The organism is Porphyromonas sp. C0026D3, from assembly GCF_056590775.1.
The window spans coordinates 142,372-157,243 of record NZ_JBWPWU010000001.1 but is presented as its reverse complement, the minus strand read 5'-3'; the positions used below and the strand labels follow the sequence as shown (position 1 = coordinate 157,243).

13 protein-coding genes and 1 tRNA gene are annotated in these 14,872 nt (G+C 51.2%); 6 read left to right on the top strand and 8 right to left on the bottom strand.

Annotation, left to right across the window (positions count from 1 at the left end; translation table 11 throughout):
- The first annotated feature begins 59 nt into the window (after window positions 1–59).
- Genes holA through AC1EK1_RS00660 form a run of 3 tightly spaced genes read left to right on the top strand, consistent with a single transcriptional unit; the run spans window position 60 to window position 2,699 of the window.
- Entirely contained in the window at window positions 60–1,115 is a 1,056-nt protein-coding gene (holA, locus tag AC1EK1_RS00670; RefSeq protein WP_480305128.1) for a DNA polymerase III subunit delta, read from the top strand.
- Window positions 1,116–1,157: 42 nt separating this feature from the next.
- The gene (locus AC1EK1_RS00665; RefSeq protein ID WP_480305127.1) at window positions 1,158–1,748 is read left to right on the top strand and encodes an NUDIX hydrolase; all 591 of its coding nucleotides are present in this window, start codon (window positions 1,158–1,160) and stop codon (window positions 1,746–1,748) included.
- 3 nt (window positions 1,749–1,751) lie between these two features.
- Window positions 1,752–2,699, top strand: coding sequence for a hypothetical protein (locus AC1EK1_RS00660; RefSeq protein WP_480305125.1), 948 nt, complete (start codon window positions 1,752–1,754; stop codon window positions 2,697–2,699).
- Here the strand turns inward: AC1EK1_RS00660 and AC1EK1_RS00655 are convergent.
- The 5 genes from AC1EK1_RS00655 to AC1EK1_RS00635 all read right to left on the bottom strand — a co-directional run bounded on the left by AC1EK1_RS00655 (window position 2,689) and on the right by AC1EK1_RS00635 (window position 6,621).
- Window positions 2,689–3,288 carry a DUF2284 domain-containing protein gene (locus AC1EK1_RS00655; protein ID WP_480305123.1) on the bottom strand — a complete coding sequence of 200 codons (600 nt, stop codon included), beginning with the start codon at window positions 3,286–3,288 and terminating at the stop codon, window positions 2,689–2,691. The genes AC1EK1_RS00660 and AC1EK1_RS00655 overlap by 11 nt on opposite strands.
- Before the next feature lie 88 nt (window positions 3,289–3,376).
- A complete protein-coding gene (locus AC1EK1_RS00650; protein WP_480305122.1) occupies window positions 3,377–4,378 on the bottom strand; it encodes a malate dehydrogenase in 1,002 nt (333 codons plus the stop codon).
- A 269-nt stretch (window positions 4,379–4,647) separates the two neighbouring features.
- A complete protein-coding gene (locus tag AC1EK1_RS00645; RefSeq protein WP_480305120.1) occupies window positions 4,648–5,217 on the bottom strand; it encodes a 30S ribosomal protein S16 in 570 nt (189 codons plus the stop codon).
- A 170-nt stretch (window positions 5,218–5,387) separates the two neighbouring features.
- Window positions 5,388–6,470: a DUF4253 domain-containing protein gene (locus tag AC1EK1_RS00640; RefSeq protein WP_480305119.1), complete on the bottom strand. Its 1,083-nt coding sequence runs from the start codon at window positions 6,468–6,470 to the stop codon at window positions 5,388–5,390.
- A gap of 75 nt (window positions 6,471–6,545) precedes the next feature.
- A tRNA-Lys gene (locus AC1EK1_RS00635) sits at window positions 6,546–6,621 on the bottom strand.
- 580 nt (window positions 6,622–7,201) lie between these two features.
- On the opposite strand from AC1EK1_RS00635, the gene AC1EK1_RS00630 reads away from it, so the two are divergent.
- Genes AC1EK1_RS00630 through AC1EK1_RS00620 form a run of 3 tightly spaced genes read left to right on the top strand, consistent with a single transcriptional unit; the run spans window position 7,202 to window position 10,289 of the window.
- Window positions 7,202–7,489, top strand: coding sequence for a DUF4492 domain-containing protein (locus AC1EK1_RS00630; RefSeq protein WP_480305118.1), 288 nt, complete (start codon window positions 7,202–7,204; stop codon window positions 7,487–7,489).
- Window positions 7,490–7,522: 33 nt separating this feature from the next.
- Window positions 7,523–9,088: a cytochrome ubiquinol oxidase subunit I gene (locus AC1EK1_RS00625; protein WP_480305117.1), complete on the top strand. Its 1,566-nt coding sequence runs from the start codon at window positions 7,523–7,525 to the stop codon at window positions 9,086–9,088.
- 37 nt (window positions 9,089–9,125) lie between these two features.
- The gene (locus AC1EK1_RS00620) at window positions 9,126–10,289 is read left to right on the top strand and encodes a cytochrome d ubiquinol oxidase subunit II (RefSeq protein ID WP_480305116.1); all 1,164 of its coding nucleotides are present in this window, start codon (window positions 9,126–9,128) and stop codon (window positions 10,287–10,289) included.
- Between the two features lie 138 nt (window positions 10,290–10,427).
- Here the strand turns inward: AC1EK1_RS00620 and AC1EK1_RS00615 are convergent, their stop codons facing one another.
- From AC1EK1_RS00615 to AC1EK1_RS00605, 3 genes are all read right to left on the bottom strand, one after another.
- Entirely contained in the window at window positions 10,428–11,936 is a 1,509-nt protein-coding gene (locus tag AC1EK1_RS00615; RefSeq protein WP_480305115.1) for a PepSY-associated TM helix domain-containing protein, read from the bottom strand.
- 79 nt (window positions 11,937–12,015) lie between these two features.
- Window positions 12,016–12,642, bottom strand: a complete 627-nt coding sequence (locus AC1EK1_RS00610) for an HmuY family protein (RefSeq protein WP_480305114.1) — start codon at window positions 12,640–12,642, stop codon at window positions 12,016–12,018.
- Window positions 12,643–12,672: 30 nt separating this feature from the next.
- Window positions 12,673–14,643 (bottom strand): TonB-dependent receptor plug domain-containing protein, encoded by a 1,971-nt coding sequence (locus AC1EK1_RS00605; RefSeq protein WP_480305113.1) that lies wholly within the window; start codon window positions 14,641–14,643, stop codon window positions 12,673–12,675.
- Window positions 14,644–14,872 lie beyond the last annotated feature (229 nt).

Genomic DNA, 14,872 nt, shown 5'->3' with positions numbered 1-14,872 from the left:
CGTGGTCCAAAAAATACTTATCTTTGTTAGGACAAAGTCGAAATTTTATCCGAGCCACAATGCCCTATACAGACAAGCCACAGGAGGTGCTGAGAGCCATAGCACCTACTCAAAAGCCCTATCCCATCTATGTGTTGATGGGGGAGGAAGAGTACTTTACGGATCGGATAGAGCAGAAGATTTTGCGCACCTATATGCCGGAAGAGAGCGAGCGGGACTTCAACTACCGGCTGTTGTACGGGATGGATACTTCACCGGAGGAGATTGTGGCATCGTGTCGTCGCATTCCGCTTGGGGCTGAGCGGACGATCACGGTGGTGCGTGAGGCGCAGAACCTCATGCGCGGTACCGGAGACGGTGCCGGGAAGCAGCCACTAGATGCTTTGGTCCAGTTGGTCGATCATCCGGTTCCTTTTAGTGTCTTGGTTCTTTGTTTCAAGGGGCGTTCTCCGAGCCGACGCGCCAAGGTGCTCAAGGAGATCGAAAAGGTGGGGCTGGTGGTGAGCTCTCCAGCTGTCCGTGAATACAACTTGGATAACTACATACTGCCACTGGCACAGGAGTGCGGGCTCTCGCTCTCCATGGACGCTGTCCGTGCCATCCGTGAGCATATCGGAACGGATATCGGGCGTCTCAGTAGTGAGCTGGATAAGCTGGCTATGGCACTGGGACCTACGGAGCGACAACAGGTGACGACCGATATGGTCCTGAAATATACCGGGCTGAATAGGGAGTATTCTCCTTTTGACCTTAGGCGCGCCCTTGCGACCAAGGATGCAGGCAGAGCTATGGCCATAGCACGGTCGCTCGCAGAAGATGCCAAGCGGGTCCCGGTACAGGTGATTGTTCCGATCCTTTTTTCCTACTTCTCCAATCTGCTCATAGCCTTTTATGCCAGGAGCAAAAACCGGCAAGAGGTCATGAAGTATATTGGACTGGACAAGGAGTATCAAGTGAACGACTACATGCTGGGACTCCAAAACTACCGCCCTGGCAAGGTGTCTGCAATCATTACCTACCTACGCAAGATCGATGCTAGGAGCAAGGGTATGTACTCGGATGAGGGTGATCCGGATGCAATCCTCATCGACCTGGTCTTGATGATCCTAAACTAATCGTATGAAAGTCCTCTTTTTTATAACCAATAAATAAGTACCATGTCTACATCATCCAAACAATCCTCGGTGGTGACACATCCCTTGGCACAGTTTAAGTATTGTCCGAAGTGTGGCGGAACGGACTTTCGGATCATCAACGACAAGGCTCGTCGCTGTGATGCCTGTGACTTTACCTACTACTTCAATCCCTCTGCCGCTGTCGCATGCTTGGTGACCGACAAGATGCACAATATCTTGATCTCTGTCCGTGGCAAGGAACCGGCGCTAGGTACATATGACTTGCCGGGGGGCTTTGTGGATCTCAGCGAGTCGGCTGAGGAGGGAATGGCTCGCGAGCTACTCGAGGAGACCGGTATTCACTACTCTAGGGGAATGAATGAGGGGATTACTTCACCTCTCAAGTACCTTTTTAGCCTGCCAAATATCTATCCGTACTCGGGTTTTGAAGTCCATACATTGGACCTATTTTTTCACCTTGAACTGGAGACGGTCATGCCTTATGTGGGTGAGGGACAGGATGATGTGGCGGAGCTTGTGGCATTGCCGATAAAGCAATTGAGACCTGAGGACTTTGGGCTGGAGAGTATCCGTAATGCCGTGAGGCTGGTTTTGGCGGGCCACTATTTTTAGGCTATGACGACACCCCGTAGCTTTATCCTCCTCTGCCTATCGGTATCTCCATATGATCTGGCGATGGTTATGCCCCTTATCTATGATGCCGCTCAGCGTCAGTCGGGGTGTACTTTTGTGGCCGTGACCTCGCACAGCTTGGCCTATCTTTTTGTCGACCCTCCCGCCAATCTACAGGTGCTTTCGTATGATCGGCCGGGGCAGGGCGTTTGGCCGGTGGTGCGCGAACTGAAGCGGATTGCCCCCAAGGGCGTTGTGCTGGATCTTTTTCCCGGAAAAGCCTCCTGGACTATCCGAGGAGTGCTGTGGCTCCTCGGGTATCGTGTGACAAAGGCTCGTGGCTTGGCAAGCGTAAGGCGTAGAATCGAGAAGCAGTCACGAGTCTCCTCCGATGGCTCTACTCCCGGAATACACTTATTTTTCGCTCAGACGATGCGTCGTGTGGGGATGGATGTCGGTGCCGGTGCGATCCTTCTACGACCTCAGCCGACTAAGTGTGTGGGCATGGCGATGGGTAGGGATCCAAAAGGCCGACTCTGTCCATCGGATATGCAAATAAGAATCCTACGGGCTTTGCTTGTTGCGTTGCCGGAGTTTAGGGTTGTCTTTTATGCTTGTGCAGATAGCAAACTGCCGGAGGAGGGCTTGACGTCTGATGAGCGGAGCCGTATCGTGGTGTGCAGTGCGGTCGGAAGTGATGAGGAGATACACCACGTGGCTACCCTAGGATGTCTGATTGGTACAGACTGCCTCTCTTTGCAACTAGCGGCCATGGTCGGGGTGCCGGTAGTGGCCCTATATCTGGAGCCACAGCCTACTCTTGCTTGTAGGCCCTATCGTGTGCCTAGAGAAAACTGTATCGCTCTCCCCACGCTTGAGCCTGGACAATCGTCCGAAGCTCTCCCGTCTAGAGTGGTGGAGACAGTACGTCGAGCCCTTGCTAGGGAGTGAGCAAAGCTCCTATGTAGAGGTAGTAGGCGGGCACAGTGTCGGCCGTACCCCATAGCATGGGGACCCCTAGTAGCTCTGAGGCTGATCGCGAAAGGTCAAAACCCAACTGCTCCAGTGAGTGGCGTGCGTATGCCTTGTGTCTGCAGGGGCGTGGCGGTGTGGCTAGGCGTGTGCATTGCCCATCAGGGCATAAGTGGCACTTTCCCGGGAAGAAAGCTTCTGAGCCGGGGTGTTCTTTTTCTTTTGTCAGTAGGAGGGGGTCAACCCGCTTCCGAATGATCCGAGCCAATTGGTACGCTAGGTCATACTTTTCTGCCGCAGAATATCGTTTCTCCCTAAGGATGGTGGGCATCATCACTTGGAATCCGTACAGATGCACCATAGAGTAGGGTAGGAGGTGACGGATGGGATCAAACCCAAGAGGAGGACAGACCCACTGCTGACCGTAGTTGTGGCACGCTTTGCAGCAGTCGAGAAAGCGTGTGACGTCCTGAAACTCCGACTGATACCTGCTCAGGGCTATTGTGTGGGTGTGGTACTTGATGTCAAGCGACTCGAGTAGCCCTACCGGTCCTGTCTCTACACTCATTGTATCCTAAATAAAGATAGCCGAAGCGCACCGCATTTCAGGGTGTGCCTCGGCTATCATTGGTTTGGTTGAAAAAGGGTGTAAGCGCTTATTTGAGGTGAGGGTTGAGTGTGCCCCAATCTTTCACTTCAGGGATGAGCCCCATCTTGATCACTTGATCACGGAGATCTTTGAGGTGCTCATACGATGCGTCAAGCTCTGCAATCTCTTTTGCGGTACCCTTTACTTCTCCATAGTGTACACCGTTTTTGTCAATGGTGGTCTCCATAGCCATCATGATGTTTTGGTAGCGATCGTTCTTCACGAAGCAACCTGCCGGCCAACGGAATGCCTCTCCACCCATAGCCGCACGGATCATTTCGATAGAGCAGTATGCCGGGCTTTGGAATGAGGAGCGACCACGTAGCTTGATGATGTTGGCACCACCCTTGACCACTTTTTGGCGGATTTCAGCCCACTCCTCATCCGTAAGTTTGTCCGTTCCGATGAGGTCTGTGAGAGGTTTGCCATCTACCTTGGCAGTGGAAGCAAATACAGCCATTTGTTCACCGTGGCCACCATAGGTACGGGTGTTGGTCACTTCGCTTTGTTTGAGACCAAAGTGCTTGGCCAGCTCACTTTGCAGACGAATGCTATCCAGTGCTGCAAGTGTTGTTACGCGAGAAGGTTCGATGCCAGAGTGGATCAGGGTCACGAGACCGGTGATGTCAGCAGGGTTGAAAATAATGGTCACGTGCTTTACATCCGGGCAGTACTTCTTGATGTTGTCACCCAGCTCAGCAGCAATCTTGGCATTGCCGGCGAGTAGATCCTCGCGGGTCATCCCCTCTTTACGAGGTGCGCCACCGGAGGATACAATGTACTTGGCATCCTTGAAAGCCTCCTCGGGCTTGTCGGTGAAGGTGATGTTCATGCCCTCAAAGCCACAGTGTCTCAACTCCTCGACCACACCCTCCATTCCTGGTAGGTAAACATCGTATAGGCAGAGGTTGGGTGTTAGGCGCATCATGCATGCTGTCTGAGCCATATTGGAGCCAATCATTCCTCCGGCCCCAATGATCACTAGCTTTTCGTCTGTTAGAAAGTTCATAGGTTCTTATTTTTATTGAGGTTGAAAATAGTCATTTTCTTACCCACAAAGTTAATCAAGATCCAGGAGAATACATAATTATTTCTTTAGAAAATGGATCACTGAAATCAGTGGAATGTCTCTAGAGCTTGATCTGCCGGGAAGGGCAGTTGTATTGGACATTGTCCGAAATAAGATGAGGGTGTACCGAAACAGTTGTTGTCTCGGCACACCCTCTCTTGTCTAGATTATCGTCTGTGGAGTCGCCTCTGTAGACGATGCTGTGACTATTACTCAGCCGGAGTTTCCTCAGCTTGAGCGTTGCCTTCGGTTGCCTCTGCCTGTTCGGCCTCAGCTGCTTGACGGGCTTCTTCCTCTGCTGCTTTCTTTGCGGCTTCTTCTTCAGCCTTTTTTGCAGCAAGTTCTTCGGCACGTTTTTTGTTGGTCTCGCGCTCTGCTTCTAGGGCTTTTTTAGCTTCGTCACGCTTCTTAGCTTCGTCCTTGGAGTGGATTGCTTCTGTGGCAGCGTTTTTGTCCTTCAGCCATGCCTCAAAACGCTCCTTGGCCACTTCCTCTGTGAAAGCTCCTTTTCGGACACCACCTTGCAGGTGTTTCATGAGCATCACACCCTCCTTGCTGAGGATGCTACGTGCTGTATCGCTGGGCTGTGCACCCACGTTGACCCAATGCAGTGCGCGCTCAAAGTTGAGCTCCACAGTAGCGGGGTGGGTGTTGGGGTTGTAGGTTCCTAGCTTTTCGATGAAGCGACCATCACGTGGTGCACGACGATCGGTCACCACAATCTTGTAGAATGGATAGTGTCTGCGACCGTGTCTCTGGAGTCTGATAACTGTTGCCATGTTATTGTCTCTCTATTAGTAGTTTGATAAATAAAAAAGCTTGCGTCCCACGGTCTCTCCGTAGCGGTACACGACCTCAGGAGGTGAAACGCTTCGCAAAGGTACCACTTTATTTCCAAATAGACTGACTACGCCACTAAAAGATTATAGTCAATGCGGAGCCACATCAATCAATCCCACCAAAAGTACCAGACGGTAGACTCTCTCAGGGCTGCGGCTAAAGTGGTGAGGCTCCCCACGCCCTGGAAAACAATGTCGGAGCAATAGCTCGCCTGCTCCTCGGCGAGAGTGAAGTCGTCTTCGGTGACCGGATCGGGTACGTAGTACTCTATGGTGTCGTTTGATATTTTCGCGACAACAGCTCCGTACTGCTCGTACCAGTACTTGGCTACCGCCATATGCTCTTCCGCTGTCGGGCATTCATTCCATCCGCCCATCGGGAGGTAGGCAAAAACCTGCCACGGCTCTTTTACCGGGACTTCGACCAGCAAGAGCACTCCAGAGTCATCGTAGGTGAAGTGGTGATTTGCCTCAAAGTCATAGAGGTCTCCCACAACGTCGGACTCCCAGGAGCCATCTCGGCTGATCTCCTCTCTCAGCTCGTCCAGTCGTCTCCGGAGGATTTCCTTGCCACTATCGGGAGAAGACCGGAGGCACTCGGCTTGCCAGCTCCGAAATTCATCGTTGTCCATCCACTCCGACCACTCATCAAGGCGATCAAAGAACTCACCGGGCATAGCCTCTACCAGTACGGGACAAAACCCTTCGCGCCTGCCGCGCTCCAGCGAATCCAGCCAGAGTTGCTCGACTTCGTCGGCTGAGGCATCATCGGCGATGCGGTGGATGGTGCACCCGCTAAGCAGCGCCTCTATGCGAGACATGAACTCCTCGTCGGTAACCAACGGTTCAGTGTCTTCCTCGTGAAGCTTCAGATTATGGCAGGCCACCCTGTAGTTCTTTGCCAAGGTGAAGACCCGCCAGGCAAATACTCCGCAAATGATAGCGGTGGTATAGATCTGTCTGTGATCCATAACCCGGAAAACGAGAAGGGTGACTGCCAGTAGGAGCAGCGCGCCCCATAGGATCAGTTGGTTTCGCAATATACGACAAACCGTGTGCCAGTCGTTGGCTTGGATGCTTGCGTCAAGGTCGCCCCTCATCTTTTTCTCCAAGGTTTTGCGCCTGTATACCGAAACGAATAGAGCGATGAAGAAAACGGGGATGATGATGTTAATGAGTTGGGCTTGTTCCATGATCGGTGGTTTTTGCTGAGGATGATTGGTGGGTGGGAACAAAAAAAGGTCGCACGGCGCACGCCGAGCGACCTTTGGTGACCTCGGAGGGGCTCGAACCCTCGACCCACTGATTAAGAGTCAGTTGCTCTACCAACTGAGCTACGAAGTCATTCCTTTTCTGTTTTGCTCTGCAAAGGTACGCAAGAATATCGAAACTGCAAAGAATATTTGAGTTTTATTTTTCGATATCTGTCTAAGTCGTTCAGATAAAGTTTGTTATTCTCTCGTACTCTGCGACTCAGATATTGACACTCCTTTTTTGAGGGGCTTTGAATAATCCTGACAGCTTCTGTAGTTTTGACCCCGTTTTGGGACTGTTTTTTTTTGTTTCGTAAGCGGCAGAAGGTCTGTTGGTTGTGGGGCATGTTGAGTTTCACGGATAGAAGCGAAACTTTTCACGGATAGAAGCAAAAGGTTTCACGGATAGAAGCAAAAGCTTAGTTGGGGGTAAAAATTGATAGGATATGGTTGGGCTGATTTTTTTTTGCAATGATGGGTGGTTGGTTTTGGTCTGATTGGTTTTGGGTGCATGATGGCCGATTGAGGGGGGCTGACTCTTGTACAAGTTGTCTGTCTGAGGGCGAGGGAATCGTCAAAAATTGAGCAAAATATATAAGTGTTGTGAATTCGTGGTCCTAAAATTTGGTGGGTATTTGGATCTTTTCTAATTTAGCATCGTACTTACAGCTATGATGTACATCAATATGAAAAAAGATGAAATAACCACTGCCACTATCAACGACAAACAAGCGGGTTTCTTGGCCAGAGCATGGTATATGTATCGTGATGGTTTTCGGAATCTTAGCTCCTCTGCTCGTGCGCTCTGGGTGCTGATCTTCATCAAGCTCTTTGTGATGTTTGCTATCTTGCGCGCATTCTTTTTTCCCAATTATCTGAATAGCCATACTGCACCTGATGAGAGTAAGGGGGATTTTGTGGCTGAGCAATTTGTACAGAGAGTAACTGATCATAACTAACTACTAATCAAACAATACATCAAACTAAAAGCTATGTTTTTGAGCACACTAATTGGCTGGTCACGATTGCAGTTTGCAATGACAGCGATGTATCACTGGCTCTTTGTCCCGTTCACTCTGGGCGTGGGTCTGATCATGGCGATTGTTGAGACAAAGTACTACCGGACGGGGGATGACTTCTGGAAGGATACGGCTAAGTTTTGGCAAAAGATCTTTGGGATCAACTTTGCGGCTGGTATTGCTACCGGGCTTATCTTGGAGTTTCAGTTTGGGACCAATTGGTCCAACTACTCGTATTTTGTCGGAGATATCTTTGGTGCCCCGCTGGCTATCGAGGGTATTTTGGCCTTTTTCATGGAGGCGACATTCTTTGCGGTGATGTTTTTTGGGTGGGACAAGGTGTCCAAAAAGTTTCACTTGGCTTCGACTTGGCTTACTATCCTAGGTGCCACTATCTCTGCGTGGTGGATCTTGGTGGCCAATGCCTGGATGCAATATCCTGCCGGTATGCACTTCAACCCCGACTCTGTCCGCAACGAGATGGTGGACTTTTTGGCTGTGGCTTTTTCGCCCGTGGCTGTGGTCAAGTGGTTTCACTCGGTGATATCGAGCTGGGTATTGGGGTCCATCATGGTGATGGGGATCTGTGCCTACTATCTGCTGACTAAGAAGCGTCAGCGTTTTAGCCTCGAGAGTATCAAGATAGCCGCACAACTCGGCCTTGTGGGTATTGTCGTGACCATACTCACGGGTCACTTGAGTGCCAACCAAGTGGCGCTCTATCAGCCGATGAAGCTGGCCGCTATGGAGAACCATTGGGAGGGCCGTGAAGGGGCCTCGCTCAGCTTGTTTGGTATCCCCAATAAGTCTGCCGGTGATCTGGGTGATACCCAAAAGGAGGACTGGGTATTCAACGTCTCGTTGCCGGGCGTGCTGTCGATATTGTCTTTCAATGATGCCAATAGCTATGTCCCTGGTATCAATAACCTCATAAATGGAGGGTACACCATGCCTAATGGCGAGGTCGCACCATCGGCTCAGGAGCGGATAGAGCGTGGCAAGCTGGCGATCAATGCGCTGGCAGACTATCGTGAGGCACGTAAGTCCGGTGATGAAGCGCAGGCCGAGGAGGCGCGTAAGGTTTTGGACGAAAACTTTGCACACTTTGGCTACGGCTACATTGATCGTGTGGAGGATCTGATTCCCAGCATATCAATGCTTTACTTTAGCTTTAGGATCATGGTCGGGCTCTCTATCGTCTTTTTGCTCGTCTTTGCCTATGCTTTATTTGCACTCCGCAAGGGCAGTACCAAGCTTTCGGAGCAACGTTGGTTTAGCTGGGTGATGATTCTCAGCATGCCACTGGTGTACATTTGCTCACAGTGTGGCTGGATTGTCGCCGAAGTCGGCCGTCAGCCTTGGACGATACAGGATGTACTCCCGGTCAACGCCGCCATCTCCAACCTTGCCGCTGACTCGGTGAAGGTCACGTTTTTCATATTCATTGCGCTCTTTACGGCTATGCTCGTGGCGGAGCTGACAATCATGTGGAATGCCGTGAAGAAAGGACCAAAGACGGAGGAACGTCAAGCTAAATAACAACTATACACCGGACTAAACAGAATACACTATACTTATGGATACCTATGCTATACTACAGCACTACTGGTGGTTTCTCATCTCGTTGCTGGGTGGACTTCTCGTCTTTTTGCTCTTTGTCCAAGGCGGACAGACGTTCATCTTCTCCGACGGTAAGACGCCTTTGCAGCGCAGAATGATTGTCAACTCCACGGGCCGAAAGTGGGAGTTTACCTTTACTACGCTTGTGACCTTTGGCGGGGCTTTCTTTGCCTCTTTCCCTCTCTTTTACTCCACTAGCTTTGGGGGTGCGTATTGGGTGTGGATGCTGATCCTACTCTGCTTTGTGATACAGGCGGTTTCCTTTGAGTTCCAAAACAAGCTAGGCAATGTTTTTGGTCCAAAAACCTACCAGTCGGCACTGCTGATCAATGGTATACTTGGGCCGTTGTTGCTCGGTACTGCGGTGGCTACTTTTTACACCGGAGCCAACTTCTTGGTGGACAAAAGTGCGATTGCTGGATTTGGAGCAGGTACCAATGCTGTCAGCAGCTGGATGCCCTACCAAGGCATACAGCTGCACGGACTTGAGGCAGTGCTCAATCCGTGGAACTTGGTATTCGGTCTCGCTGTCCTTTTCCTTGCCCGCACTACAGCCCTCCTCTACTTCATCAACAACATTGTGGAGCCGGAGCTGAATGCCAGATTTCGGAAAAAACTCCTTCCGAATGCCCTGATATTCTTGGTTCTCTTCGTTGCTTTTGTAGGCTTTGTCCTGCTGAAAGATGGTTTTGCGGTCCATCCGGAGACCAAGGAGGTCTATATGGAGCCGTACAAATACCTCAATAATTTTATCGCTATGCCTTACCTGCTTGTGAGCTTCTTGGTGGGCGTGCTCTTGGTGCTTTTCGGAATCCTAAAGACTGTCTTTTCCAAGACCTACACGAGAGGTATCTGGTACCATGGTGTGGGGGTGGTCATTACGGTCACCACTTGTCTGCTGATCCTCGGTTGGGGCAATACCTGCTATTACCCCTCTCTGTACGACTTGCAGAGCTCGCTGACGATCGAAAATAGTGCCTCCACTGAGTACACGCTCAAGGTGATGGCCTACACCAGTCTGCTTATCCCCTTTGTGCTGGCCTACATTTTTTATGCGTGGCGCAAGCTGGATTTCCACAAGTTCGACAAGGAAGAGATGTCCCAAGGCAATCACTATTGATGGTTGCGAATGACTCTTCGGGGTCACTAATCCAAATGAGAGGGTGTGTCCAAGCTATGTTTGGACACACCCTCTCTGTTGATGGTCATCGGCTTTTCTCCGGCCACTTGTGACTAAAGTCTTTCGGTGGACTTTGTGCTACTTTTTTGGCCTTTTATCTCTTCTCCGCCGGTAATACCGCCTATAGAGGACCCATCCGGTAGCCAATGCCACGGTGAGGAGTAGGGCCGAAAGGAATATGTATAGAGGCTGGAGCGGACCGAGTATTTTTCCATACAGTCGGCCGACATGCAGCTCAAGTGCGGCATGCCAGAGTGAAATCCTACCGGGGCTTATCTCTGTGGGCATTGGGGGCATGGCGTCGGTTGCGTTCTCCGCATGGAGTTCACCTGAGGAGTAGCTATAGAATCGTTCTCTTCCGTCCGAGTCAATAGTGTAACCACTGATTGGGGCTCCAAAGATAGGCATGCCTTTTCGTCCGGATTCGGTGTAGACCTCGCCTGTCAGGGCATCGTAGACATGGCCTTTTTGCCGATCCCACCTGAATGCTCCACTGAACGACCCCACCACCCACAGTGAGTCACGGTCGCTCCACTCCCAGACATTGAGTCCCATGACACTGACCGGCGGAGTGTTGGTCAGTCGCCTGGGGGCTTTTCCAAACTGCTCCAGCGCATAAAATCCCCGTGAGGTTGATAGCAACCACTCTTTTGTGATGGGGTCTCGACGGATCATTCTCAGTTTGTTATTCCACGGGTTGGTGCTGTAAAGGTTTGTTCCCGGAATGGTCGGGACCTGTGCCTTGATGACTGTAATCATCAACGGAGGACGTAGAAATGCGCCCGTGATCGTCACAAAAAGTAACCCCCAAAAGCACCATTTGCCCCACCTATTGTGTTCTTTGATAAATTGCTTCCACACCTTTGCTTTCTTGGGGACAAAAGTGATCAAGATGCCGGTGATGGAGAGGAGGATGAGTGCCACTCCCATTAGGTCAACAGCCAGTCGCCCGATTGTCCCAAAGAATGCTCCGCTATGGATCTGCCAGATCGTGCTGAATAGTGATACCCGTGGTTCATAGTCGTCCGGAGCGGGAAGGTCTGTGAGCGTGGGGGACTCTTCTGAGGGAAAGATGCGGTACAGGTGGCTTCGGCTCAGTAAAATAAGGGTGTCGCCTTGCGTTTCCAGGTCCGCCAAGCGTTCGTTTTTGGGCGTGAGCTTCGGTTGTTTTGTCCACTCCTTTTTGCCGGCTTGCCACATGTATAGGTCGTATGCAGTGAGGGCATAGAGGTCGCCACGATTTGTCCGGACCACTCTTTGGACCGATCTCCTGTCGGCACCGGTGTCCAGACCATTGTTTCGGCTGTCGTAGCTTTTTAGCTGTGGGTCGTAAGCCCATACTCCGGTGGCTCCATAGATCCACTCCTCGTCCGGTGCCACCCGAATCTTCCCGGTGAGGCTGCCACCGCTCCAGGATTTATAGTGGTAGGCCTTGGGCAGCCAGGAGCGGGGAAGGTCAATGCCCGACACCAGGTCTCTGTGGTTTAGGACAATGCCGGATCCGGCAAAGCCCAGTACGAGTACGGTGATGACTAGGCAGATCCACTTGTGCCATCCTTTCAGGAGGGTGTATCGAGAGCGTTTCATCTTGGTTTTTCTATAAAAGAGTATCTCAGGTGCGATGCCGCACCTGAGATGCTGTCTGTCCTATTTCGTTTGGATTTTTTTAGTCAAGCTTAGTAGAGCCGTCGGGTTGGTAGACGTAGTCAAAGGAGACGATACCGCTCCTGCCACTGTCGTCTATGTAGCTAATCATCTTGACTTTGGCATATTTCCCATCGGCTGTCCGAATGATGAATATGTTGTCCGAGGGTGTGTATTTTGGGGGTGGGCCACTGAATCCGATCATTTTATTGAGCTCGGGGTTGCCGGATACTTCGGCCTTGATCACTCCGCCTTTCCAGCCCCATATGGAGATTGCTTTGTCCACGATGTAGCCTTCGGTGGGTGCTTCTTTCACTGCGGACAGTTTTGTCTGGTTGGTCATGAGGACCCCTCCTTTGCCTTTGCCGGATGTGCCACAGTTGGCACGGAAGTAAAACGAGTGGATCGCAATGTCCCAGTCGGTACGTTCCTTGAAGTTGGTTTCATCAATCCCCGGTACCTCTTTGCCGGTGGCGAAGCTGAAGTAGATCCAGTCTTTTCCTAGCTCACCTTTGCAACGTCGGCTCTGCGTGTAGGTTTTTTTGTCTTTTGAGGATGGTGCGTTTGGCTTGTTGTCTCCGCAGGAGACGATGGCCAGTGACAGCACCAGTGCACTGATCAGTGCGAGAATGCTTTTTGTTTTGTTCATCTCTTTAGTAGGTAATAGTGACAGTTGTTTTTACAGGTTGAAGTGGTAGGCCATGAAAAAGTTTCGACCTGGTCCGGCATAGGAGTTGAAGGAGACGACGTCCGCTTGGTAGTTGAGGATGTTGTCTACTCCTACGGTGAGTGTGCCCCACTTTGGGTGGGTATAGGCGATGGTCGATCGCATCAGAGTGTAGCCCGGTATGTTTATTCGGTAGGGGGTCTCTTTTTGGATGCCTTCGTCTTCGATGGTTGTCAGTCCGGCTAGGCTTTTCTTTCCCATTATTGAGGCACTGATGTTGAATGCCAGCCGGTGGTTGCCCCAGTCCTGTAGGTACTCTATTCGTCCGGTCCCGGAGATAGGTGTCTGGGAGGTGAGTCTCACTCCGTTGTGAAAGAATGGGTGCAGGTAGTGCGATGATAGGTAGATCTGTAGGGGCAGGCTGATGAGCGGTCTGATGCGCATTTGGAGTTGGGCTCCGGCTAGTGTGGCCTTGGAGATGTTGCGGTAGTGAAGCTCTTTTTGGTCTTCGGACCAGATACCCTCGATCTTATTGGTGAAGTGGTTGTAGTATCCCGAGAGCATCACATACAGTTGGGGATGTGTGTACTCTGTCGTCAGAGAGAGGTAGTGGTTGGACTCCGGCTTGAGCTGTTTGTTACCGTAGATCCAAAACATCCCGAGGTGGTCCCAGTCCATGTAGAGTTCTTTGATGCTTGGGGATCGGTAGCCACGGCCGTAGTTTAGCCGGATGGTAAAGGGTGATACCTTGTAGAGTAGGGCCACTTTTGGGGAGAGGTTGATGCCGTATCCCTTGTTGTAGTCTACCCTTAGCCCGCTGATCATGCTCAGTGAGACCCCCGGTATTTTCCAGTCATCTTGGACAAATAGTGCGTAGGCTCCCTGTGTTCGGGCTGCCAGTCCATCTTTGCTAAACTTATCTGCGTAGAGTACTTCCCGCAGGTATTCAGCTCCGGTGATCAGCTCATGGTCATTGCCGATGGACCATCTGTACGATATCTTGGGTTGGAGGACTGTGTGCGTGTAGACGAGCTCTTTTTGCATCTTTTTTTGCTCGAATACCGTATATCTACGGTATCGATCTCCGTGGATATTTGCCTCCCACGTGCCTCCGTCGGGTTGGGTGTATTTTGCAGAAAACTGTCCGGAGAGGTCTCGGTTGTACTCGTGCTTATTGTCTAGGTAGAGGTCATGTACGCGCTTGGAGTAGTAGCTTCCTCGTGCGGTCAGGGTCAGTGCCTTGATAGGGGTCCACGACAGGGTCTGCTTGGCGGTCATTGTGGTGAACCCGGATATGTTGGTCGGTGTGGAGCTTTTCTCCTTGGTGACCGTTTTGTTGAGCTCGGGGTAGTATGTGGTGGTGCCGGCTTTGTCGTAGATGTTGTAGGCATCTTTGGTCTGTATCGAGAGTGCGGTCTGGGTGCTCCAGCTTTTCTTTTTGTACCCGATGGTCAGTGCTCCGTCGGCATTGGGCCTGTCGGTGCTTGTCTTGTAGTATCGGTATTTGTCGTCGGGCTCTATCTGGGGGTAGTTTTTTTGAAACCTCGTCCCCCATCTCAGGTCCACTCCTAGGCTTAGTCGGTCGGTTGGCTTGCGTGTGATGATGTTGATCACACCGCCCATCGCTTGTGAGCCGTAGAGAGCCGACCCGGCGCCTTGTACGATCTCGATGCGTTCGATGTTGTTGAGGGTCAATCGGGTGTAGTCTATGTTGTTGCCGGACTCGCCGGCGATCCGCTCCCCATCGATCAAGAATAAAATGTGCTTGGCGCCAAGCCCTTGTAGGTTGATGCTCGTGCCAAATCCCACTTCGCTAAATGAGAGACCGGGTATCTCATCTTGGAGGAGTGACTTGATGTCCATCCAGCCTTGTCTCTCGATCTGTTTGCGTGAGATGACCTGCGTGAGTACCGGGGAGTCCGATATTTTTTTGGGGGTCCGAGTAGCCGTGACGACCACTTCGTCCAGCTCGTGATACATCATCAAACTGTCTTGCCCAAAGCCGCTTAGAGGTGCAAGACTGAGAAGGAAAAGAGCAAAGTGGTGAGCTTTCATGAGTTGTATCCCTTGTGTTTCCAATCAATGCACAAAGGTAAAACAACCTTGTCAGGCGGAAAATACCTAATTATTGTTGTTTTTGTTGTTTTTGGGCAGACTCTATTGACACAATCTAGGTAGATCTGTCGGGGATCTCTTGTTGCTTGCCTCTTTG

Bases quoted from the DNA above. Each gene is read 5' to 3' on its own strand.
- holA (WP_480305128.1), top strand. From the start codon at position 60: ATGCCCTATACAGACAAGCCACAGGAGGTGCTGAGAGCCATAGCACCT.
- AC1EK1_RS00665 (WP_480305127.1), top strand. From the start codon at position 1,158: ATGTCTACATCATCCAAACAATCCTCGGTGGTGACACATCCCTTGGCA.
- AC1EK1_RS00660 (WP_480305125.1), top strand. From the start codon at position 1,752: ATGACGACACCCCGTAGCTTTATCCTCCTCTGCCTATCGGTATCTCCA.
- AC1EK1_RS00655 (WP_480305123.1), bottom strand. From the start codon at position 3,288: ATGAGTGTAGAGACAGGACCGGTAGGGCTACTCGAGTCGCTTGACATC.
- AC1EK1_RS00650 (WP_480305122.1), bottom strand. From the start codon at position 4,378: ATGAACTTTCTAACAGACGAAAAGCTAGTGATCATTGGGGCCGGAGGA.
- AC1EK1_RS00645 (WP_480305120.1), bottom strand. From the start codon at position 5,217: ATGGCAACAGTTATCAGACTCCAGAGACACGGTCGCAGACACTATCCA.
- AC1EK1_RS00640 (WP_480305119.1), bottom strand. From the start codon at position 6,470: ATGGAACAAGCCCAACTCATTAACATCATCATCCCCGTTTTCTTCATC.
- AC1EK1_RS00630 (WP_480305118.1), top strand. From the start codon at position 7,202: ATGATGTACATCAATATGAAAAAAGATGAAATAACCACTGCCACTATC.
- AC1EK1_RS00625 (WP_480305117.1), top strand. From the start codon at position 7,523: ATGTTTTTGAGCACACTAATTGGCTGGTCACGATTGCAGTTTGCAATG.
- AC1EK1_RS00620 (WP_480305116.1), top strand. From the start codon at position 9,126: ATGGATACCTATGCTATACTACAGCACTACTGGTGGTTTCTCATCTCG.
- AC1EK1_RS00615 (WP_480305115.1), bottom strand. From the start codon at position 11,936: ATGAAACGCTCTCGATACACCCTCCTGAAAGGATGGCACAAGTGGATC.
- AC1EK1_RS00610 (WP_480305114.1), bottom strand. From the start codon at position 12,642: ATGAACAAAACAAAAAGCATTCTCGCACTGATCAGTGCACTGGTGCTG.
- AC1EK1_RS00605 (WP_480305113.1), bottom strand. From the start codon at position 14,643: ATGATGTATCACGAGCTGGACGAAGTGGTCGTCACGGCTACTCGGACC.